Below are 23,485 nucleotides of genomic sequence, written 5' to 3'. Positions count from 1 at the left end.
AAACCACAAAGCGCACAAAGTGAAACTCAATCAACTATACTTTTCACAAAGAACACAAAGGATTTATTTCAGCAGTAAAAGTTTTTTTGTTGAAATAAAGCTACCTGCTTTTAATTGATAAAAGTAAACTCCGCTTGATAATCCTTCTGCATTAAACTCAACTTCGTAAGTACCTGCGGGTTTTGTTTCGTTTACTAATGTTGCAACTTCATTGCCGAGTATGTCGTAAACTTTTAGTGTAACTAACCCACCCCTTTCCCCTCCCGGGAGGGGACGCGTTGTTTGAGGAATACTAAACTTTATTTTTGTAGTTGGGTTGAAAGGGTTGGGATAGTTCTGTGAAAGAAAATAATCATTAACAATTATTTCATTGTCTTCAACTGATGTCGGAGTTTGTACTGTATCAAAGTAAGCATAAGTAGTATTTGAAATCGCGGGACCGGGTTTAATTCCTCCGCCTAAATACATTGCCCACAATCCTCCGGATAATCTTTCTGTCCCGCCCATATAAGCACACAATGCAAGCGGCATATTACCAAGCAGCGTCCATTGATCCTCGGAAAGATCGTATTCCCACACATCATTAAAAATTGTTGAAGTGTTGAAATTACCTCCGTCCGTTCCTCCAACAACTATAACTTTATCTCTGCCCCACGGAAATGCGCGTAACCTTGCCCGGGGTCCGCCCGGAAAACTTGTTCCCGTTTTCCATGTTATTACACCGGGATTTGATGTATCAATTGTCCCGATAAAAACGCTGTCAACCTGCCTTTGAAAATCAAATGAGTTTGTAAATCCGCCGACGTAGAAAATTTTATTTTCGCGGTCAAGAATTGCCAAACCGCCATCCGCACGACCATCACCGGGAAGCGGGGTTGCTTCTTGCCAGTTTGTACTTGCTGCTAATTTGTAGTACACACTATTCAGAAGCTGATTTGTTTCGTCAGATCCGCCGATTGAATAGATCGCTTTCCAATCGTGAGTCGCAAGCCGATGATAGAATATTTTTTTAGGGAAAGAATCTTCCGCAGCCCATTGGAAACTTTTTAAGTCTAATGAATATATTTCATTTGTAGGATCAGTAGCGCCGGTATTAAATCCTCCAATGCTGAAAATCTTTCCGTTGATTTTTGTCAGTTCATTTAATCTTACTGCTTCAGGGATTTGCGGAAGATCTTTTCCTGCCTGTCCGCCGTAATCTATTTCCACTGCCTGCTGTGTTGGGGGTCCGCCTACATCTCCGCCCACAAAATATGCTGAGTAACCGCTCATCAACGAGCCGCCGTAATATCGACCGCTTGGCAGATTTATTTTTGAATGAAAAGTATTGTAGTTCATACTTAACTCAGAAATCCTTATTTCATCCAATGCCGCAGGATTAGTTCCTGTTCCGTTGTTATCATTCTTCCAGGTAAAAACAATCCTCATAAAATTTTCCGGGTACAGATCTCTTTTAAGATTTATTGAATAACCTCTCCAGTAATCATCACCGCTGTATTCCGATCTTCCTACCAAACCATCAGTCAATTCAATGCCCGCCTGCGGTGTTATCGATGATGAAACAACATGAACTGTCAGGTAATCATGATTTTCTTCACCCAGGCACATAAGTTTAAATGTAAGCATCATATCTTTTGTCACGGAATTTATTGCAATGTCTTTGTAAAGATGAACAACCGAAGTGGTATCGTCATCGTAACCATACGTTGTTCCCATATCATTACTTATATAAGCGCCGGATCGTGAAAAAAAATCATAGTAGCTTGCAGCGCCTCCAATTGCCCATTTATTTGGCTGAGAACCATTAGCCGTCATCCAGCCGTTTGCTGATGAACTATTAAAATTTGTGAAGTCAATACTGGTCTGAGAGAATGATTCGGAGATAAGAGCAATGACTAACAGTAACAATAACTTTTTCATGATCACCTCAAAAAATTTTTTGTTAGCTGATTATTTATCCCCGGCAGGCTGTTAAAGAAGTAATTAGAGTAAGGTTTCTGATTTTAATTTAAGATTAAAATTTTAAAGTCAAAACAATAAATTGTGATACGCTGAAATAAAAAAGTCACACCAATCCTAAACCGGTGTGACTTTCTTTTGTGATTACAAAACTATTTAAGTTCGTTAAGCCATGATTGTGCAAATGATCTGCTTGCATCAACACTTTCCTTGCCGGCACGGAAAAGCATCTTCCATAAATAATCTTTTCTTTCATATTCAGCTTTAGCGAATACCTGTTTGCCGTAGTTATTAGCTGCTGTCTTTGCGGCAAAGTCGACGTCTTTTGATTTTTCAAGATATAGCGTAAGCCATTCTTTAACGAGGAATGATGGTTTTCCTTCAGGGTATTTTGTTTTCCATTCTGTCATTTTATTGTTGTAATCATTCATCTGATAATCATAAGATTGTTTCATCGCGTCATCATAATTTTTACCGAACATCGGGTTGTCCGGATTTTCATATTCTGCAAGCATTTGTTTATTCTGCTTTATAACGTCCTCAAACATCGCCTTTTGATCGGCAGGCATTTGCTTCATTTGCTTTTCCATTTCGGAAATACTTTTCTTCATATCAGCGACAGTTTTTTTCTGCAGTTCGGCTCCCGATTCCGGTTTTTTAGGTTCGTCTGGTTTTTTGTCTTCACGATACTGATTATAACGTTTGATAAATTCCTGTGTGGTTGTAAATTCTTTTACGTATTTCCCTATTGATTTAACCATCTCAACGCGTTCACCTGTTGCCATTGATTTTAAAACTTTAACATTCGGTATATAAAAAGATGGTCCCGAAATATTCGAGAATACCTGGTTCATCGCGTTGTCTTCACTCAACTGAAATTGTTTTAATAATGATTGTGTTTTATCATCAATCATTCTGCCGGCGGTGAAACCGAAAAGCAATATTGATGCGATCATAAGAAAGAATAGCTTTTTCATAATCTTACTTCCGATTAATAATTTTTAATTTGGTTTATGAAAATATTGATAATTCAAATCGCTTATTCAATAGCGCAAAGTGACTAATTTGTTTTCTGCTATCAATTGTTTTTAGTGATGATTGCAGGCGTTTTCTTCTTTATTCACAAGCTTACCTGTTGAGTATAAAAGAGCGGCTTCATCAGCAAGGCTAATATCTGTCATCACAGGCTCAATATTGTATCGCTTCAGATCTTCAATTAGTCGCCATCCGCCGTGATTGAAAATCAGAGACTTGCATCCATCAAGCAAACTGATCAGTCCGGAGTGACTATGTCCGTGTGAGTGTTCTTCGCCCTGGTGATGATGTTCATGCATTTTGTGATGAGTATGTCTATTCTCTTTTATTTCCCTGTTCACAATTTTTCCGTCTTCAATTGTGTAGAAAATAAACGCGTTACATCTTCCCACGTGACCTGTTACGGTTTGATTGTCATCAGTTGCTACTGCTATTTTCATTTTTTGTATCTCCCTTATTTGTTATTACAATTAGAGCAAATGTTTTGATTTGCCGTGTTTCTTTTCCTAAACCTGTTTCCGCATTTATTACATCGGCTTAGTGATTTAGCATTGATTTGCTTTAGTGACTCTGAAATTTTTATTGCTTTTCCGTTTAGAATGCTATCTGCTATTTTATTCCTTGCTGAATGAAGCACGCGCCCGAAAGTTGCACGTGATACTTTCATTTTAATGGCAGCGTCTTCGTGAAATAGTCCATTAAGGTCAGCCAGTCTTATAGCTTCCACCTCATCATCGTTTAGAGTGATTTCTTCGAGATCAGATATCGGAATGCCCCTCGGCTTAAAGTAGTATGCTGAAGGATTACACCGGATTGTTCGTTTTAACTTTGGTCTTGCCATTTTTCATTATGAGCATATGTTCATAACAAAAATAAGAAAAGCCATTCCGTGATGCAAATTTATTTTTTGTAATGTCAAACAGTTTTGGGTTTCGGGAGTATTGTCATTTAAGAAAATATTTTCCTTAAAGTGAATATTTTGCTTGTTATTCCGCTGAAGAGAGGAAGAAAACAGGAAAAATTTCAATTTTTATCTGGAATAATAATTGTCGGTATGCGGGTGATCAGTAAGTCAACAAAATTTTATAAGCCAGAGGTAGTTATGTTACAAAGAATGAATAGGAACATTTATTTAGCAGTTATGATTTTTCTGATATCGATAGCCTCTGTTCAGGCTCAGATAACAGTCGATCATAACTCTGTTGCTTTGTTTGACAGCATACCTCAGCAGTATAAATCTCTCGCTCAGAATTTACGGATGATGTTTATGGATCGCTCGGTTGGACAGAATATTTATGAAGGTCTACAATGTCTTTCATCAGAATACAGTTCTGCTAATAATCAATGTAAGCGGTACATTCATACAGGCGTTCCTTCCTACAGCGTTGATTCCACAGAGGTTTACTGGAACGGCATCTGGGACTGCAGTAACTGGAGTTATGAAGGCTGGCCGGATAACTGCGGCAACTGGAATGAAAAACTTCCATGCTTTATAGATTTTGTTCAAACAAGGATTGACAGCTATGATGTTGCGGGATTTCAATTCAGTTATCTTGAAGTCATGCCCGGTTCATCAATCGCTGATCCGGTTAATGGATTTTTTGGTAACGGAAATACCGGAACAGCATCACAGTATCAGGGTTTTATAAACAGTCATACAGATAAGAAAATGATCTGGTTCACAACGTCACTTGCCCGTTCAATCGGTTCTGTTGAATCACAATCATTCAATGATCAGCTAAGGCAGTATGCATTGCAGAATGACATAATACTTTTTGATGTTGCGGATATATTGTCGCACACTCCGTGGGGCACTCCCTGTTATGATAACAGGGATGGTGTTGCCTACACGTTTGGAAGTAATTCCGAAAATTATCCTGATGACGGAATTGAAATACCGGCTATCTGCCAGGAATATACAACTGAAACAGAGGGTGGACATCTTGGTTCTGTTTCATCAGGAAAAATCCGGGTTGTAAAAGCGTTCTGGGTTTTGATGGCAAGAATAGCGGGCTGGGATGGCGGTATTACATCAGCAAATGAAAATGTAATTTCACTACCTGAAAATCTTAAACTATATCAAAACCATCCAAACCCTTTTAATCCATCAACAAAGATTAAATTTGAAATTCCTGGCGTTGGATCAAGTAACAGCACCAACGTGACGCTGAAAATATATAATGTGCTTGGAAATGAAATCACTACTCTTATCAATGAAGTAAAAGCACCGGGCACATACGAGGTTGAGTTTAATACAACATCTGTTGAACGTAAACTTTCATCAGGGGTTTATTTTTATACTTTGACAGCAGGAAATTTTTCACAGACAAAAAAACTCGTGCTGATTAAATAATAGGGTATAGATTTTTCAAGTCTGGTTTATTACTGAAAAACTTAAAAAGTTATAACATATTTTTCTGCCGTTAAGAAATCAAATTGGCGGTATGCTAAAACTATTTATTATTTTGCTGCTGTATACCATTGCGGCTGCTTGTCAAAACATAGACTCAGTTTCAGCCAAAAAATTTATCCATCATCTTTGCAATAATGATCTTCCGGACTCACTTATTGAAGTTGAAACTCTTAACGCTGTTAACAGGTTAGGGATCAAATATGATAATGTTTACTGCAAAGCACTAATATCTTACGACTTACCAGATGAAATAAAATCTTACTATAAAAATCAGTCTTCTGATTTATCTTATAAAATAGAACCGGTCTCAGAGTCACTTGACAGGCTTGTTGTCTCATCAGCATCAAAAAAATTCAGTACAAAATTTTACTTTAAAAATGCAAAACTAATTCACCCGGTTTTTGCCGAAACAAATAACTGGCAGGTACTCAACAGTAAATACTCCAGATTATTTTATAGTGATAGTTCATCGCTCAACCAATATGCAGTACACAAATTAGATAATTTTGTTGAGAGAATCGGAAAACTTTTCGGGTTCAGCGATTCTGATTTTATGCTGTTGGAAATTGAAAAAATATACTATGTACTGTGCAACAGTGAAGATGAGATAAAAAGACTTACAGGTTATTATACACGCGGGATGTATAACCTTTCAGGTGATATGATTCTCAGCACTTACAATTCACATTATCATGAACTGGTTCATTTTCTTGTCAACTATAAATTAAAAACACTTCCATTATATACACATTCATTCCTGCAGGAAGGAATAGCTGTAGCACTTGGTGGACGGGGAGGTTTATCAGCCGGATCATTACTGAACATTGCTACTTTCCTAGAGCAATCTCAATTTTTTAATTACAGGGAAATACTAAAAAATTCTGAGTTCAAAATGCACGATGCTTCTATCACTTATCCTGTAAGCGGACTCTATAATTTATTTTTAATGGAACAATTTGGAATGGAAGAATATATTAATCTTTATCTGAAGTATTCAGGCAGTGAGAATGAAATAAATCAAATGACGATTCAACAGGAAGAACTACCGGATGAAAACCGGTGGAAACAATTTTCATCAGAATATAAAAATTCCGTCATCATTGACAGCAGCATTTCACAATCCGGCGTAGAGTTGAAGCAGGGATATTATCACTGTAAAATAAATGAACCGGTATTCTTTTACTCAAAAGCAAAATCAGATGGATATATAAGCAAGTTGTTTTTAGAATTATTTCCCGGCAGAAATTATTCTGGTGAAAAATATGGTGTGGTACCAAAGGAAAATGAAATAACAGTCTATAATTTTTTTACTAATACTATCGAGGCAAGTTATTCATCGGGGTTTTCAATGGAGCAGAAAAAAATAAAAGATGAAAATGGCTATTGGTGTTTTAAGATTGATGCGGCAGTTTTTGATGATATTCTTTTACCCTGACAATAAAAAGTTTATGCGCACAAACAGAAGCCGTGAATAATATCACGGCTCAATTTTCATAATTATCAGAATTTATTTTCCATCAAACAATCCGCCAAGAAGATTCATACCCTGGCTGAGTATATCACCTTCGGGCACTTTACCTTCTGGAGTTAATTTGTCAACAACATTCGGAAGTAAATTAGAAAGTTGTGAAGTAAGTGAGCCGGTATCCATCCCGAGTTTTGAAGCAAGGTTTTTCACTGTATCATTTCCCAATATGTTTTGGATCTGGTCACCTGAAATCGGGAGATTTTTTCCTGTACCAACCCATGAGCCAATTACATCTCCAAGACCATTAGATGTAAATTGACTGATCAATCCGTTTAAGCCGCCGCCTTGTCCGCCAATTAAGTTCATTACAGTATTTAATAAATCATTCTGGTTTCCGCCTTGTTCGCCGGAAGATGATTGAATAGTATCCAAGATACCCATAGTGCCTCCTGTGCTAAAACGATTATGGTTAATAAATAAATTTAGATCTGAGCAAAGTCAGATGTGTAAAATGAAATTAAGATTCTGTTAACAGAATTAAATCAGAAAATTATCTTCGTCTTGTTGTACCGCCTAAACCAAGCACTCCAAGCAAGCCTCGGGCAAGTTCTTTAACAATTGTGTTGCCGATTTGTTTTGTTGTCGGACTCGTCAATACTTTCTCAAATGTACTTTTTTCTTGTCGTGTTGATTGTCTTGGTTGAGTAGTTGGCTGATGTTTGGGCAAAGGTTCCGTCTTGGGAGTTTTTGAGACTTCCAGTTTCCTGTTCAACATTTCATATGCGCTTTCCCTGTCAAACTCATCATTGTACTTTGAGATTAATTTTGAACTGCGTACAAGCTCATCTATCTCATTTTCTGAAAGTACGTCCATTCTTGATTGAGGAGCTCTTAACAACACAGCAGTTAAAGGAGTCGGAATTCCTTTTTCATTCAGTGCGGTTATTGCGGCTTCGCCGATTCCAAGAGATGTTAACATCTCATCAGTTTTATAATATTCAGAGGTTGGGTAATTCTCAGCAGTCAATTTGATCATCTGCCTGTCCTTAGCGGTAAATGCTCTCAGTGCATGTTGAACCTTTAATCCCAGTTGACTAAGTACGCTTGAAGGCACATCCGTTGGGTTTTGAGTGCAGAAGAAAATTCCAACTCCTTTCGAGCGGATTAATTTGATAATTGTTTCTATCTGCTCAAGAAGGGCTTTAGAAGCTTCTTTAAAAATCAGGTGAGCTTCGTCAATAAAGATTGCAAGTTTAGGCTGACTAACATCGCCTTCTTCAGGAAAGGATGAATAAATTTCTGCAAGTAGTGAAAGCATAAAAGTCGAAAATAATTTTGGTTTATCCTGCAGATCAACAAGCCGGATGATTGAAATTACCCCGCGACCATTTTCATCAATCCTTACCAGGTCATCTACTTCAAAAGATTTTTCACCGAAAAATTTTTCGGCACCTTGCTGCTCAAGCTCGATGACTTTGCGTAAAATTGTTCCGACTGAAGTCGTTGATATCTTTCCATATTCTTTTTCTATTTCAGCTTTACCTTCATTTGAAATGTATTGAAGCACGCGCTTAAAGTCTTTTAAATCAAGTACAGGCAGTTGAACATCATCACAATATTTGAAAATGAGAGAAACGAAACTTGATTGAGTATCATTAAGTTCAAGAATTTTTGAAAGTAATACCGGTCCGAATTCAGAAACTGTTGCTCGCAGACGGACACCTTTCTCTTCCGACAGAGTTAATAATTCAACAGGAAAACCTGAGGGAGTATAAGTCAGTCCGATTTTATTATGACGTTCTTCTATTTTGGAATTAACCGATCCTGCTTTTGCAATTCCGCTAAAGTCTCCTTTTATATCCATGACAAGAACGGGAACACTCTTTGATGAAAGCTGTTCGGTAATTACCTGCAGAGTTTTTGTTTTCCCGGTTCCCGTAGCCCCGGCAATTAATCCATGCCTGTTTAATGTTTTTAGCGGAATATTTATATGAAGATCATTAACACATTCGCCCTGGTAAATAACTCCGCCGAGTGTGATAAATTCCGTTCCAAATGAATATGCGGTTTTTATTTCTTCAGAGAATTTTTCTTTTGTGCTCATTATTAAACCCTGTATTGAGTGTAAATTCTTTTATTAAATTTATGTATTATTTTTTCAACAAGGAAATATTATGAAGCAGCGCTGTCCCTGGCCTTCGGATGATAAACTTATGATCAAATATCATGACAACGAATGGGGTGTTCCTGTTCATAGTGATAAAAAACTTTTTGAATTTCTTATACTCGAAGGATTTCAGGCTGGCTTAAGCTGGCGGACAATTCTTTACAAGCGGGAAAATTTTCGCAAAGCTTTTGATGGTTTTGATTTTAATAAAGTTGCGCTATACAACAAAAGAAAAGTCAGTTCATTATTAAAAGATGAAGGCATTATCAGAAATAAATTGAAAATAGAAGCCGCGGTGACAAACGCAAAAGCATTTCTGCAGGTTAGAAAAGAGTTCGGGACTTTTGATAAATACATCTGGAGTTTTGTAAATCATAAACCTGTCATTAACAAATTCAAATCGCTCAAAGAAATTCCTGCAAAAACCGGATTGTCTGATATCATCAGCATAGATCTGAAAAAACGCGGATTTAAATTTGTAGGTTCAACGATAGTTTATGCGCATATGCAGGCAACTGGAATGGTGAATGATCATATGACATATTGTTTTTGTTATAAGAGAAAAAAATAAATTTCACTTTAGTTCTGAAACAACTTCACTTAATTTATTTATCGCTTCAATTATTTGTGTATCGGACAAATATGGCGCAGGTCCGAATCTCAACGAACTTCCTCTGTAATCGGTCATCACCCCTTTTTCCGAGAGTCCGGTTGAAATCTCTCCCGCACGTTCTGAGTTTAATACAAGAAAGCCGCCGACATTATTCAGATCTACATTTCTATCCCGCGTGATTAATTCATCATTCAGATTTAGCTTATCAAACTCATTCATCAGAAGAGAAACCTGGTGTTGATTCACTTCACGCAAAAACTCAGGAGTCAATTTCATTTTTGCAAAAAAATTAAAAACTTCTGATGCCCTGTAATGACTTGTTGGATCATAAGTAGCTCCGGCAAACAAGTCTCCGCCTGTTCCATAAACCACCTCTCCGCTTTTTTTCTGTTCAGCAAGAGCAGTAAACTCGCTGTACCATCCTGTAATTACTGGTCGCAGCTCACAGTCCTTCGGAATCCTTAAAAAACAATTTCCTTCACCAAGCTGGCAGTATTTATATCCTCCGCCGACAACAAATGCTTTTTCAAGATTTTTTTCTTTGATCGAAAAAGGAACAACATTCAGATGATGATAAGTATCAACAAGCAGTTCAATATTGTTTTTGTAACAATGTTCGGCAAGCTCATGCAGATGAGGAAGTATCAGTCCTGATTGAAAAAATACTGATGAAACAATTACTGCGGAAGTTTTTTCATCGCACTTTGAAATTAATTTTCCCACAACTTCATCAACTGGGGAGGATGATACTTTTGCAACTTCAATACCTTCTTCACCTAAACGATCAAGCTGTCTCCTGATTGTATGAAATTCACCGTCAGTTGAAATTAGTTTTGGTTTTGTTTTTAACGGAAGAGCAGAAAGAAATTTTATCAAATGTTCATGCGTATTTGACGCAAGTGCTATAAATCCATTTTTATCATTAAGCAGTTTTAAGAAACCTTGTTTTACTTCACCTGCTTTTTCAAAAGCCTTTTCCCATTTATCATCGACTAACTCTGCAGCGTCTTCCCAGGTTTTTTTCTGACCGGCAAATCCGCAGTCAGGCCATGCCTGGTGTGAGTGTCCTGTAAACAATAACCTTTTGCTCACCTTAAATTTTGAATAGTGCCTGGCAAGTTTGTTGGGCGAAGCATAAAGATCATCAGGTTTTAATTTCATTTGTTGAAATCCTTTCTGACTGACCAAAGAAGCGGAAAAAATTTTATCGATAAAGTTGCCATAAGATATTTAACCCCGTCAGAACCGCCGGTTCCTTGTTTTGTACCGATGGTTCTTTCGACCATTTTAACATGACGATAACGCCATTCCTGGAAACCTTCGTCCATATCAAGAAGTAATTCACAAAATTGAGCAAGGTTGTGATCGCTTTTATAAATGTTAATCAGGATCTGTTCAATGGAATCTGCTTCAACATCATTATCAATAGAGAGGATTGCAGAATCAGGAATATCATATTTATTCACTTTAAGAAAATGAAGAAACACCTGCCAGAGAGAAGGTTCATCAAATCTTTTCTGAAGTCTTTTTCTTTCGGAAGAATGTTCGTCGAAACGAGAAAGTATTTTTTCATTTTTCTGACCGAGGGAAAATTCAAGTTCACGGAACTGGAATGACTGAAACCCGCTTGCAGTTTCAAGTCTGTCGCGGAAAGTTAAAAACTCAAGCGGAGTCATCGTTTCAAGTATATCTGTCTGATGCACAAGTACTTTTAAAATTGTAAGTATGCGCTTCATTGTGTGAAGTGAACGCGGAAGATCATTCCCGGAGAGAAGTTTTTTCAAATGATCTAGTTCATGAAGAACCTGTTTAAACCAAAGCTCGTATGTTTGATGAATTATGATAAAGAGCATTTCATCATGATCCGGCCCCTCAGAGCGAGGCTGCTGAATGTGAAGAAGTTCATCTAAATGAAGATAGCCTGAATAAGTTAACGACATTTTTCCCTCTGAGATTATTTGGAATGGTGAAAGTAATTTAAAAATAGAACTTGAGTAAAACAATCAATATCCTTTAATATATAACTGAAGGATTAAGAGAATATTGTTCTATATTTATGTCACAAAACCCTTCCGGTTGTTACTGATAATAATAAAGCACATAAAATTTTTTTGCTCAATGCATCAAATTGCATTTAGGGTCAGGAATTAACTATGAAAATCATTTTTATTGTATTGACTTGCACAGTGTTTTCTTTCGCACAAACATTCGAGTGGGCTAAAGTTATGCCCTTAAACCTTTCAACAAACCCCTCATACCTTACAGCACTCGTTGCCGCAGATGCGCAGTCAAATATTATTTCTTCAAGAATTATACAGTCCAAAGTATTATTCAGCCAGGTATATCTCGGAAATTCAGTTATAGAAAAAATGAATACTTCGGGAAATATTTTATTTCAGGACACAGTCTTTGGTAAAACCGCAATTCAATCTTTAATCATTGATCGAATGAACAATATAGTTGTATCAGGATTATTTAAAGATACTTTGTCGGTCGATCAATTATTCCTGACTGATCTTACCAATAATCCAGTTGGTTTTATTTTGAAGTTTGACACAAACGGACTAATACTCTGGCATAAAATTATAAATACATCGATAACAGATTTCCGTAGTGTCGAGGGAATGGTCATCGATCAGCAGAACAATATCTGGTTGACTGTTACTAATGATTTTCAGGATTCATACATTCAAAAACTTGATGAATCAGGAAATCATATTCATACCTGGCTGCAGGATAATGTCCGCGGAGTTTCAGGTATTGATATTGATGTTCAAGGAAATGTTATTGTTACGGGAGCCACCGCAAACAATAGTCAATCGTTTAACGGTTACCAGGTAACACCGCCGAATGTTTACAACATGTATGTAGTGAAATATTCACCTTCAGGTATTGTTCAATGGATAAGATTTGTTGAAGATATTACCTTTCAGGAGTTCATTGTTAAATGTGATGATGAAGGAAATATTTTTTTCAGCGGAAATCTGTTTGACGAAACTTCTTTTGGAAGTATTGTCGTTGCAGGTCCAAACTGGGTATATGATTTTTTCATCGCAAAAATTAATCCTTCCGGAGATTTTTTATGGGTTCGTGAAGTACCAAACGGCAGTATAACCGGTGATGCAAGTACCGGTAACTCAGAATTTTTATCTACGGATCATCAGGGCAGCGTATACTTTGCCGGTTTTTTAAGAGGAAGTATAGACTGGGGAAATGGTATTGTAACACATTCAGTAAATTTGAATGAGGATGTGTTGAGCTTAAAATATTCTTCTGCCGGAGAATTGCTGTGGGCTAAAACAGCAGGAGGAACAGGTTATGACAGAGCTCAATCAATCATAATCGATTCAACAGGCAATTGTATTCTTGCAGGAAGAGTTGCCGCAAATTCTGTGTTTGATTCAATCGCATTAGGCGGCGGAAGTATAAATATTTTTGTAGCCAAGTTGAACCAACCGGGAACAATTCCGGTAGAATTAATTTCTTTTAATGCGGCTGTGATGAATAACAACGTTAAGCTAAGCTGGGTAACAGCAACAGAGGTTAATAACAGAGGGTTTGAAGTGGAGAGGAAGGAAGTAGGCAGCGAGAAATCGGCAGCAGGCAATGACGGTTGGCAGAGCATTGGTTTTGTCGCCGGACTTGGGACGACTACCGCACAGCATACTTATTCTTTCATTGATGAAAACCTGCCTTCCGGGAGACAAGGTGTTTTACCCGGAATTTATCAATACAGACTAAAGCAAATTGACTTTGATGGATCGTATGAATATTCAAAAATTGTTGAGGTGGATTTTTCTCAACCGGTTACTTTTTTACTTGAGCAGAATTATCCTAATCCATTTAATCCTTCGACCAAAATTTCATTTACAATTCCATTGGTGGAGACGGGGCATGCCCCTTCTCTACATGTAATGTTAAAAATTTATGACGTTTTAGGTAATGAAATTTTTACCCTCATAAACGATGAAAAGCCGGCGGGGTATTATGAAGTCGAATTTGATGCGGGAAAACTATCAAGCGGAGTGTACTATTACAACCTGACGGCAGGAAGTTTTTCAGATACAAAAAAGATGCTTATTATTAAATAGTAATTCACATTTATTAGTCATATCATTCATTCACAACAAATCAAAGGAAAAATGAAAAACAACCTTGTAAAAAACGCTGTTAATATATTTTTAGTTTTTATAATGATAAGCTTTATCATTTACGCAAAGACAAATGGTAAAATCGGAACAACAAAAAAGAATGGCGAAGGCTGCGATTGTCACGGTGATGCGAGTTCTAAAGTTACAGTTGTGATTGATGGTCCTTCTGAACTTAAAAAGGGTGAAACAGGTGAATATACTATTGTCATTTCAGGTGGTCCTTTGGTTAGGGGCGGTACTAATATAGCTGTTTCGGGCGGTACGCTTATCGCGGGCGATGGTATGACTCTAAAAAAAGGTGAACTTACTCACAAAGATCCAAAAGCTCCTGCTGACGGAAAGATCACATTTAAATTTAGTTTTACTGCGCCTGATACAGCCGGAGAGATTACTATTTATGCAAACGGCAACAGCACAAATAATGATGAAAGCAAAAAGGGGGATGCATGGAATTATGCGCCCAATAAAATTGTCAGAATATCCGAATAGGTCTAACCCGCAGAAAATTTGATTTGCAAATGAAGCTGGATAAAAATTTCCATGTATTATGGAATTAACTTTTTTTATCCAGCTTCAACATCATCAGTGTTGAAATCAATCCCAGCACAAAAATAGCATACCATAAAATTTTACTTCCATGAATTTCCATTACTATTGTTCCCAGCCAGGGACCTGCGGTGAATGCCAGGTTAAAAATCATCTGGTAAAAGCCCATGTAAGAACCGCGTTTGTTATCCGGTGCAATGTTAGAAACGTAAGCAACACTAATTGGTAGTATTATCATTTCACCAACTGTCCAGATAACAATTGTAATTGCAACAGAAAGAACATCCGTACAAAAGGCCATCCCGCCAAATCCTAATCCAGTTAGAAAAGCGCCGACAGCAAGCACTCTGCCTTCTTTAAATTTTCCGAGGTAATCATTTAACGGAACTTCGAATAAAATTACCAGTCCGGTGTTAATAGCAAATAATAATCCGTAAGTAGCTGATGAAATTCCTAATTCATTAACGACAAACAGCGGCATTGTTGAAATATGCTGAAAGAAAACCATTGAGATTGGGATCATTGCAGCAAGAAAGTAAATCAATTTTTTATTACTGTCCGAATAATTAACGGTCTTTATATCTGCTTCTGATATTTGAGTTGATGAGTTTATGTTTTCACTTTTTTGCCACGGCGCATATATTAAAAAAATGCCCGCCATGATTGAGGTTATACCATCGACATAAAAAATTATTGAGTAGTCTATTAACGTAAGAAATCCTGCCGCAACAGGACCAATACTCATTCCAATATTTATTGCGAGCCTGTTTAATGCGTATGCAACTCTTCTTTGTTCTGCCGGAACCACTTCTGAAATGTAAGCAAGGTTTGCAGGACGGAAAGCTTCGTTAGTGGTTGCCCAGACAAGCGTAAGAACAACCAGCCATTCATATGTTTGAATGAAGGAATAAACAATTAACAAAATTCCGGATAACAGAAGTGAGTATATCATTACCTTCAAGGCACCAAGTTTATCGCTTAAACGTCCGGCGAATGGTGCTGTTAAAAGTGCGCCACCACCGTAAAATGCGATTAACAATCCGGCAGATGTTGCGGCAACCTTTAAATCCTGAGTAAGATACAGCGCAAGAAATGGAAGCACCATTGTTCCTGATCGGTTGATCAATGTGGCGAAGAATAAAATCCACATATCATGCGGAAGACTTTTAAGAGATTTGTATGGATTCAAAAGCAGGACACTTTATATATATTTGTAAAGGAAATATAATGAAGAAAATAATTTGTGCTAATAGAGAGTAAGAGTAGGAATAAGAAAAAGAACAACAGATGAATATTGAAACCATTCTCCTAAAGCTTGCCGAAGACCCGATACGAAACCTTAGCATTACTGGATTTGTTGAGAACAACGGGGTGCAGGAGTTTCATCAGGCGGGAAACTCAATATTGATTAAACAGAAAAGCGATCAGCTTTGGGTTTATATAAGCAGTAAAGATGAAAACGAATTTAAATCTTTAGTTGATATGATGAGCGGCGAAGATGAGTATTATGCTTCTCTGGAAGACTGGATGATTCCTTTTATAACCAATTGCAGAGAGATTGATTGGAAGCTTATCACGATGCGTTATTATCTTCCGCGTGAAATAACACTTCCAGTTCCGGTTCACAAAGCCGGTTCTCTTACACCGGGCGATGCTGAGTTCATTATGGAAAACGCAAAGTATAAAGATTATCTTTCGCTTGATTACATAGTTGAAAGAATCATGAATGGATTAAGTTCATGCATACGCATTGATGATAAACCTGCCGCGTGGGCACTAACACACGATGACGGTTCATTAGGATTTTTACAGGTGATGGATAACTATCAACGAAAAGGGTTAGGAATTTCTGCAACAATCTCTCTTGCACAAAAGGTAATTGCTAAAGGAAAAATTCCTTTTGCAAATATTGAAGAGGATAATCTGAACGCGATTAATCTTGTTAACAAAATCGGATTTAAGAAAGACAGGAGAATCACCTGGTTTAAACTCAGATGATATTCAGGTCGCGGGCTTTTTTTATTGCTTTGGTTCTGCTGTCAACATCGAGTTTTTGATAGATTGAATGAGTATGTTTTTTAATTGTTCCTATAGCGACAAATAATTTTTCCGCAATTGCTTTGTTTGAAAATCCCGCCGAGAGAAGCCTCAATACTTCAATCTCCCTGTCACTTAAAGGTTCCTGATCTGATAATCCATTCGATGAATTTTCCTTATTCATTTCATTTATAAGTAAAGTCACATAGCCGGCGGAAAATGATTCATCATCAGGATAAATAGCAAGAACCGTTTCAAGCAGTTCAGTCATTGATTTACCGTGATCTATATACATCCGCATATAGTTTTCAGATTCAGCCAGGGCAAGAGATTTTTTTAAGGAATCTATTGCTCTGTCGGTTTCACCCTCGGCATCAAATGCAATCGACTCAAGAATCAAAGCTTCAATCAACCATCCGGTAGCGCCAAAATTTTCAGAAGAATCTTTCAACTCGGATAACAGCAAAAGAGCTGTATCGTTATCACCGAGAGCAATATATGTCCTGGCAATTATCAACTTTGCCTGGGAGAATAAACCTGCGTTTGTCATAGGATCTTTTCTGAATCTTTCAATCCAACTTATTGTACTTTTAAAATTCTTCTGAAGAAGAAGAACTCTTGTTCGGAATGATTCAACGGTTATTTCCCTGAGATAAATTGTATTGATCTGACCTACGCTTTCAGATTTGTTCAAGTAGGCTTTAGCTTCTTTAGTGTTTCCCTGTACCTGTTTTATGTATGCAAGCTGAAGAAGGGACATTAAATAAATAGCCGGGTTAGCAATAGTGTTGGTAAGTTTTATGCACAACTGAAAATATTCTTCTGCTGCGGCAATGTCATTCATTTCATACATCAGTTTACCCATTGCAAGGTAACTGAATGAGAGCGGCGGAAAAAGTTTTCCGTATTTGGAGACAGCCTCATCAATTGCTGATGATATCAGCCGGTGTGCTTCTTTCAATTTACCCTGGAAGATCAATATGTCAGCATAATTATTTATAGCCGCATACGTAACAAGATGATTGCCGGATAACTCTCCATAATATTGAGCCGACTTAAACGCTTCAAGCGCGGGCTTCCATTCACAGGTGAAAAAATATGTTCCTCCGATTACAAGCTGAAGTATACTTAGTATAATCGGGTTTGTAGTCTGAAGATTTTTTTCCGCTTCGTGCAGCATCTGCCGGTGTTTAATAATGTTTTCAGGATTTCCCGTATAAAAGGGACTGAAGTAATATGACCGCAGCAACACTACGTGACCTTTGATGTTAGCGACATCAGATTCATTATATCTTCTTTGTCCTTCACCAATCGCTTTTTCTGCTTTAAGGACTTCAGGCTCAACTTTTTGAAGATCCCCCGAAATATTGTAGATCCATGCTTTGCAGATACTGATCAGCGCACGTTTATTTACAACCTCTTCCGGAATTTGCGAAACCCATTTCCGGAGAGTTACAATTTCTCCACGCATTAATGTATTAACGGAAACGGACTCAACAAGGTCTGCGGCGCTCTCAAAATCATCGCCCTTGACAGCATGAAAAAATGCTTCTTCAATTAATCCGTTTTCTTCATACCAGATGCTGGCGCGGATATGAAGATCTTTAATTTTGTCGGGGTAAGTTAGTGACAACCTGTACTGAAGCAGATCGCTGAACAGATGATGATACCTGTACCAGATCCTCGTATCACTTAGCGGAATAACAAACAATTTAGATTTAATCAGGTATTCAAGCAGTTCGGATGAATTATTTTTACCGGTTACAGCATCACACAAACCGCTGCAGAAACGGTTGAGAATACTTGTCTTTAAAAGGAATTCCTGAATTTCGCCTGATTGATGCTGTAGCACTTCCTCGGTAAGGTAGTCAACAATGTAATTGTGGCTTCCGGTAAAGTCCGCAATGAACGCAGAAATATCTTTCCTGTTCTGCATAGCAAGTGCTGCAAGCTGAAGACTTGCTATCCAGCCTTCTGTACGTGAATCAAGAGCAGCTATATCTTCTTGTGAAAGTTCAAGTTTCATCGTGTCCCTGAAAAAATCCAGCGCTTCTTCTGAAGTGAAACGCAGATCAGCTTCTCTTAATTCAGTTAAATGATTCCTAACCCTCATTCTTGACAAATGCCATGGCGGATCCTGCCTGCTTAAAACAACAAGTTTTAAATTTGATGGAAGATTTTCAATTAAATAGTCCATCGCTGCATGAATCTCTTTCGAGTCGATCAGATGAAAATCATCGAGAACAAGAATGGTTTCATTGAGTGTTGATGTTATGTCGTTTATCAGGTTGGTAATAATTAATTCAACCGAGGAACTTTGCGGCGACTGAAGCAGTGACATAGTTGTTTTACCAAGCTCATTGTCAGCGGTCTGGAGTGAAGCAAGGCAATAGGTCAAAAACCTGTTCGGGTCATTATCTGCAATATCCAGCGATACCCATCCCACGTTTGAGTTTAACTGATCTATCCATGTGCTGATTAATGTTGTTTTGCCAAAACCGGCAGGAGCTGAGATAAGTATCACTTTAGATTTAAGCCCCGCATTAAGCCTGTCATTGAGACGTTTGCGTATAATCGTCTGAGGTCCGGCAGCCGGCTTAAAAAGTTTTGTATTTAAGATAGGAGCAGTCATTAAAAACGTCAGAGTACTTTTAAAGGTTTAATCTGAACAAAATCAAAAATATCTTAACAAATGTAATATCGGGTGTGAAAAAAATTTTCGTACAATAAGACTGTTCAAAGATACTTATTCAGTTCCGATTTTCAATATCAGCAATTCAAGCTGAGGAAAACTATTATTATGATTGATGCCGGAGATAGTTAATGTGTTGAACGGTCTTAACACATTGCGGGTGTAAATAATTATAAATAAGACATTACACTTGCAGCAGAGAATCCCGGTCTTCCAATTAATTATTATTTTGATTTCTCAGTCTTCTTTGCAGAAGTATAACTTTCCAGATTATACTGGATAAGCCTGTCAGGCATGGGGAGTTTTACAATTTCTACTTTAGCATCAGTATAAAACTGTGTAGCAAGTGTGTCATGAAAATCAGAAAAGACAACCACGCGCATTATTCCTGCAGCAATTAATGCTTTGGCACATGTAGTGCAGGACATATTTGTGATATAAGCTGTTGAACCTTTGATATTAATACCGTGAATTGCCGCCTGAACAAGAGCATTTATTTCCGCATGGTTTGTACGTACACAGTGATTTTCAACAATCAAACATCCAACATCTTCACAATGCGGTAAACCGGGGATTGAACCGTTATACCCGGTAGCGAGTACAAACCTGTCCTTTACAAGCACACAGCCGCAGTGCATTCGCGGACAGGTCGATCTTTCGGAAGCCAGCATTGCAAGTTTTAAAAAGTATTCATCCCATGAAGGTCGATGACTATGATCCATTATTTCTCCGCAATAATATTTTAAGACTTATTTTGTTTTTGCCATTCATCTAAATTTCTCTGCATTTGCCCGCAGTGCTTATTTATATGAACGATATATTCTTTTAACCAATCCGTAAGTTTTATTTTTCCTCTTTCAGGATGAATTATAAAATTTTCCCAGGTTGAGTCCGGTAAAATCATGAGCAAGTCATGTGTAATCATTCGCAAAAATTTAAAAACTTCAACAGCGATGTCAATATTGTGATCCTTATAATTTAAAGCCTGTGCCCATTTGTCCTGGTCATAAGTGGTGATTGTTGAGCCGGTTTCGGCAATTATTTTTCTGCATCGCACATAAGCATTTATTTCGCTGTCCATTATGTGAATTACTATTTCACGCACGCTCCATTTATCGGGTGACGGTTTGAAGTCCCACATTTCAGAAGGAAGTTCATCAAGACATCCTTTCAGCTTGTGATAACCTTCAAGATATAAACGTATTGATTCATCTTTTGTCATAATAAACTTTCTAATCAAAAAAATTATTTAGTTGTTGTTAAAACTGTCGAATGTGGTGTTCTTTAACTTTTCCCATTCGTTTTTAAGTATGCTGAAGTAAATGGTATCGCGTCTTCTGCTGCTGTGCATTTGTGTATGACTGCGGAGAATCCCTTCTTCAACAGCGCCTATATTCAACAATGCCTTGCGTGATTGTAAATTCAGAACATCGGTTTTAAATTCTACCCTTTCACATCCAAGCTTTTCAAAAGCGTATTGCAACATCAGAAACTTTACATTCTTATTCAAACCAGTTCCCTGGAACTTTATGCCGAGCCAAGTCCAGCCGATTTCCAATCTCTTATCACCTGTTGAAATATTTCCATAAGCAGTGCTGCCGGCAGCTTCACCGATTTTCTTGTCAAAGATAATGAATGTGTACCTGTTCCTGTTATTTCTTTCATCAATCGCCGAATTTATAAATTGTTTGAGTTCAACTTCATTTGTAAGCATGTTAGTCGTGTATTTCCAGATATCATTATCAGTTGAAATCAGTTTAAGTGAATCAAGATCCTTCTCAACAGTAGGTCTGAGCAGGACATTCCGGTTTTCAAGCACAATATTTTCTGAAAAGTTTATCATTATTACTTATGAAATTTAATGGCACTAATTTAATCCAACATTTGATAAGTTAGGAATGTGTAATTAAAATTTTTAAATGAACTGAAAAAAAATGAACCAGCATATTTATGATGTAATAATTATCGGTGGAGGTGCCGCTGGTTTCTTTACGGCGATCAATATTGCTGAAAGATCTGAAGATTTAAAAATTTTAATTCTTGAAAAAGATATTCACCTTCTGTCAAAAGTAAAAATTTCAGGCGGAGGAAGATGCAATGTCACCAACTCTTGCTTTGATATCCGGGAGTTAATCTCGAATTATCCGAGGGGAGGAAAAGAACTGATCGGACCTTTCCATACGTTCAGTACGGGAGACACTGTTCATTGGTTTGAAAAACGCGGCGTGAAGTTAAAGACTGAAAGTGACGGCAGAATTTTTCCGGTTACCAATGATTCTCAGACAATTATAAATTGTTTCATAGCGCTTTCATCAAAACATAAAATCGAAATAATGAAGCGCGCATCTGTCACCGGTTTCTCTAAGGAGAAAGATGATTTTGTTGTTCAGGCAAAAGCGGGAGATAAATTCACAGCAAAAAAAATAGTTTTAACTTCCGGCAGCAATAAATCGATGTGGGGTTGTTTAGCCCAAACAGGTCATAGAATAATTGAACCAGTTCCCTCATTATTTACATTTAATGTAAAAGATAATTTGTTAAAAGGTCTTTCTGGAGTCAGCGTTGAAAATGTTGTGATAAAATTAAACGGATTTTCTAAAAGTATTTCCGGTCCCTTGCTAATAACTCATTGGGGATTAAGCGGTCCGGCGGTCCTAAAGTTATCTGCGTTCGCGGCGAGGGAATTATCCGAAGTTAATTATAAGAATTTCATTGTTGTGGATTGGGTTCCGGGTTTAAGCCGGGATGAAATCATAAGTCTTCTTAAACAACATTCGGAAAAAGAAAAAAATAAAATGATTTCAAAGACAGCGTTGTTCAACATTCCAAGAAGATTGTTGGATAATATTATTGATAAGGCTGAAATAGACCTTAATAAACAATGGGGCAGTATTAGCCGGAAAGAAATGAACACGCTTTCGGAAATTTTTAAATCCACAAAATTGTTTGTAGATGGTAAAAGTACTTTCAAAGAAGAATTTGTAACTGCCGGCGGTGTAGATCTGAAAGAGGTTAATTTCAAATCGATGGAAAGTAAACTCGTAAAAAATTTATTTTTCGCCGGTGAAGTTTTAAACATAGACGCAGTTACAGGTGGATTCAATTTTCAGGCAGCGTGGACGACAGCATGGATTGCGGCGAAAAGTATTTCAGAAAAGTTTGGTAAAAAAGTTAATCAGGAGAAAAAATGATCCCCGATAAATTCAAAGCAATGATTGTCACAGAAGAGAACGGAAAATTTGTCAGGACAATCGGTGATAAAAAGATTAATGATCTGCCCGGAGGCGAAGTGCTGATTAAAGTAAAATTTTCATCACTCAATTATAAGGATGCATTATCTGCCTCTGGCAACAAAGGAGTTACAAGAAAATATCCACACACGCCGGGAATTGATGCTGCCGGGATCGTTGCTGAATCTTCATCCGGCAAATTTAAATTGGGTGAGGAAGTCCTTGTGACCGGTTATGATTTAGGAATGAATACCTCGGGCGGGTTTGGTGAATACATCCGCGTGCCCGAAGCCTGGGTCGTTAAACTACCATCAGGATTGACACTCAAAGAAAGTATGATTTACGGAACAGCAGGATTCACTGCCGGACTTTCTCTTCTGAAACTTGAACACGCAGGTTTAAAAAAAGAAAACGGTGAAGTTCTGGTAACCGGGGCATCAGGCGGAGTAGGTTCAATGGCTGTTGCAATACTTTCAAATGCAAGTTATAACGTTGTTGCCGCAACAGGAAAAAAAGATTCCGAATTGTATTTAAAGAAATTAGGCGCAGCGAGAATAATTAATAGAAGTGAAGTTGATGATGAAAAGAAAAAACCCCTGCTTACAAGACAGTGGGCTGGTGTAGTTGAGACTGTAGGTGGAAATATTTTATCAACCGTTCTTGCACAGACTGAAATGGGTTGCTCTGTTGCATCATGCGGTAATGCAAAATCTTTTGAACTTAATACAACAGTCTTTCCGTTTATTCTTAGAGGCGTTAACCTGCTTGGAATTAATTCCGCAGAAACTTTAATGGATACAAGATTAAAAGTCTGGGAAAAACTCGCTGCAGATTGGAAACCATCAACATTAGAAATGATGTACGAAGAATGTTCACTTGATCAATTAAGTGATAAGATTGATATTATTTTGAAAGGCGGAATAACAGGGAGAGTACTAGTGAATTTAGATTGACGATTTAAGATTGCGACTTAACATGATTTTTATTTGCAATTTATAGTTAACTATTATACCCAGGACAAATTAAATTAATAACTTGACACCCGCATAATTTAAAACTACGTTTGAACCAGAGTTAATTCTAATAAATAATTGGGGGAAAATTTCGGGCGTTGGGCAGCACAAAAACCAACACCATTTTCCCCAACTTTTTAATAATAGCGCATTTTGAGTTT

The 23,485-nt window shown here is 37.4% G+C and carries 21 protein-coding genes; 8 read left to right on the top strand and 13 right to left on the bottom strand.

Going from position 1 to position 23,485, the window contains the following annotated elements:
• Positions 1–63: 63 nt before the first annotated feature.
• The 4 genes from IPM56_17150 to IPM56_17135 all read right to left on the bottom strand — a co-directional run bounded on the left by IPM56_17150 (position 64) and on the right by IPM56_17135 (position 3,835).
• Positions 64–1,920, bottom strand: a complete 1,857-nt coding sequence (locus tag IPM56_17150; protein QQS35943.1) for a T9SS type A sorting domain-containing protein — start codon at positions 1,918–1,920, stop codon at positions 64–66.
• Positions 1,921–2,111: 191 nt separating this feature from the next.
• Entirely contained in the window at positions 2,112–2,936 is an 825-nt protein-coding gene (locus tag IPM56_17145) for a hypothetical protein (GenBank protein QQS35942.1), read from the bottom strand.
• Between the two features lie 111 nt (positions 2,937–3,047).
• Positions 3,048–3,434 (bottom strand): iron-molybdenum cofactor biosynthesis protein, encoded by a 387-nt coding sequence (locus tag IPM56_17140; protein QQS35941.1) that lies wholly within the window; start codon positions 3,432–3,434, stop codon positions 3,048–3,050.
• A gap of 14 nt (positions 3,435–3,448) precedes the next feature.
• The gene (locus tag IPM56_17135) at positions 3,449–3,835 is read right to left on the bottom strand and encodes a DUF134 domain-containing protein (protein QQS35940.1); all 387 of its coding nucleotides are present in this window, start codon (positions 3,833–3,835) and stop codon (positions 3,449–3,451) included.
• 828 nt (positions 3,836–4,663) lie between these two features.
• On the opposite strand from IPM56_17135, the gene IPM56_17130 reads away from it, so the two are divergent.
• Positions 4,664–5,347 carry a T9SS type A sorting domain-containing protein gene (locus tag IPM56_17130; GenBank protein QQS38343.1) on the top strand — a complete coding sequence of 228 codons (684 nt, stop codon included), beginning with the start codon at positions 4,664–4,666 and terminating at the stop codon, positions 5,345–5,347.
• Positions 5,348–5,438: 91 nt separating this feature from the next.
• On the top strand, positions 5,439–6,842 hold the full coding sequence (locus IPM56_17125; protein QQS35939.1) for a hypothetical protein: 1,404 nt from the start codon (positions 5,439–5,441) through the stop codon (positions 6,840–6,842).
• Between the two features lie 72 nt (positions 6,843–6,914).
• Here IPM56_17125 and IPM56_17120 read toward each other — a convergent pair whose 3' ends face one another.
• Both IPM56_17120 and IPM56_17115 read right to left on the bottom strand, forming a co-directional pair.
• Positions 6,915–7,316: a DUF937 domain-containing protein gene (locus IPM56_17120; protein ID QQS35938.1), complete on the bottom strand. Its 402-nt coding sequence runs from the start codon at positions 7,314–7,316 to the stop codon at positions 6,915–6,917.
• A gap of 109 nt (positions 7,317–7,425) precedes the next feature.
• On the bottom strand, positions 7,426–8,979 hold the full coding sequence (locus IPM56_17115; GenBank protein ID QQS35937.1) for a DUF853 family protein: 1,554 nt from the start codon (positions 8,977–8,979) through the stop codon (positions 7,426–7,428).
• Between the two features lie 70 nt (positions 8,980–9,049).
• Here IPM56_17115 and IPM56_17110 point away from each other — a divergent pair, with 70 nt between their 5' ends.
• The gene (locus IPM56_17110; GenBank protein ID QQS35936.1) at positions 9,050–9,613 is read left to right on the top strand and encodes a DNA-3-methyladenine glycosylase I; all 564 of its coding nucleotides are present in this window, start codon (positions 9,050–9,052) and stop codon (positions 9,611–9,613) included.
• 3 nt (positions 9,614–9,616) lie between these two features.
• Here the strand turns inward: IPM56_17110 and IPM56_17105 are convergent, their stop codons facing one another.
• Both IPM56_17105 and IPM56_17100 read right to left on the bottom strand, forming a co-directional pair.
• Entirely contained in the window at positions 9,617–10,816 is a 1,200-nt protein-coding gene (locus IPM56_17105) for a kynureninase (protein ID QQS35935.1), read from the bottom strand.
• The gene (locus IPM56_17100; GenBank protein ID QQS35934.1) at positions 10,813–11,595 is read right to left on the bottom strand and encodes a tryptophan 2,3-dioxygenase; all 783 of its coding nucleotides are present in this window, start codon (positions 11,593–11,595) and stop codon (positions 10,813–10,815) included. Before IPM56_17100 ends, IPM56_17105 begins: the two co-directional genes overlap by 4 nt.
• 1,560 nt (positions 11,596–13,155) lie before the next feature.
• Between IPM56_17100 and IPM56_17095 the strand changes: the two genes are divergently transcribed.
• Together IPM56_17095 and IPM56_17090 are read left to right on the top strand one after the other, a co-directional pair.
• Complete coding sequence (locus tag IPM56_17095; GenBank protein ID QQS38342.1) at positions 13,156–13,746, top strand: T9SS type A sorting domain-containing protein; 591 nt, start codon at positions 13,156–13,158, stop codon at positions 13,744–13,746.
• Positions 13,747–13,797: 51 nt separating this feature from the next.
• Positions 13,798–14,295 carry a hypothetical protein gene (locus IPM56_17090; GenBank protein ID QQS35933.1) on the top strand — a complete coding sequence of 166 codons (498 nt, stop codon included), beginning with the start codon at positions 13,798–13,800 and terminating at the stop codon, positions 14,293–14,295.
• Positions 14,296–14,359: 64 nt separating this feature from the next.
• On the opposite strand, the gene IPM56_17085 is transcribed toward IPM56_17090, so the two are convergent.
• Positions 14,360–15,541 (bottom strand): MFS transporter, encoded by a 1,182-nt coding sequence (locus IPM56_17085; protein ID QQS35932.1) that lies wholly within the window; start codon positions 15,539–15,541, stop codon positions 14,360–14,362.
• 98 nt (positions 15,542–15,639) lie between these two features.
• On the opposite strand from IPM56_17085, the gene IPM56_17080 reads away from it, so the two are divergent.
• Positions 15,640–16,350 (top strand): GNAT family N-acetyltransferase, encoded by a 711-nt coding sequence (locus IPM56_17080; GenBank protein QQS35931.1) that lies wholly within the window; start codon positions 15,640–15,642, stop codon positions 16,348–16,350.
• Here the strand turns inward: IPM56_17080 and IPM56_17075 are convergent.
• From IPM56_17075 to IPM56_17060, 4 genes are all read right to left on the bottom strand, one after another.
• Entirely contained in the window at positions 16,343–19,021 is a 2,679-nt protein-coding gene (locus IPM56_17075; protein QQS35930.1) for an AAA family ATPase, read from the bottom strand. The genes IPM56_17080 and IPM56_17075 overlap by 8 nt on opposite strands.
• Positions 19,022–19,305: 284 nt before the next feature.
• A complete protein-coding gene (locus IPM56_17070) occupies positions 19,306–19,803 on the bottom strand; it encodes a cytidine/deoxycytidylate deaminase family protein (protein QQS35929.1) in 498 nt (165 codons plus the stop codon).
• Between the two features lie 20 nt (positions 19,804–19,823).
• Complete coding sequence (locus IPM56_17065) at positions 19,824–20,303, bottom strand: DinB family protein (protein QQS35928.1); 480 nt, start codon at positions 20,301–20,303, stop codon at positions 19,824–19,826.
• Between the two features lie 27 nt (positions 20,304–20,330).
• Positions 20,331–20,924, bottom strand: a complete 594-nt coding sequence (locus tag IPM56_17060) for a GNAT family N-acetyltransferase (protein ID QQS35927.1) — start codon at positions 20,922–20,924, stop codon at positions 20,331–20,333.
• Positions 20,925–21,015: 91 nt separating this feature from the next.
• Between IPM56_17060 and IPM56_17055 the strand changes: the two genes are divergently transcribed.
• Positions 21,016–22,272 (top strand): NAD(P)/FAD-dependent oxidoreductase, encoded by a 1,257-nt coding sequence (locus IPM56_17055; GenBank protein QQS35926.1) that lies wholly within the window; start codon positions 21,016–21,018, stop codon positions 22,270–22,272.
• Positions 22,269–23,264 carry a YhdH/YhfP family quinone oxidoreductase gene (locus tag IPM56_17050; GenBank protein QQS35925.1) on the top strand — a complete coding sequence of 332 codons (996 nt, stop codon included), beginning with the start codon at positions 22,269–22,271 and terminating at the stop codon, positions 23,262–23,264. The genes IPM56_17055 and IPM56_17050 overlap by 4 nt, the downstream gene beginning before the upstream one ends.
• Positions 23,265–23,485 lie beyond the last annotated feature (221 nt).

The sequence above is a fragment of the Ignavibacteriales bacterium genome, assembly GCA_016700155.1.
Taxonomy (GTDB): Bacteria; Bacteroidota; Ignavibacteria; order Ignavibacteriales; family Ignavibacteriaceae.
This window is presented reverse-complemented; position numbering and strand designations above follow the sequence as displayed.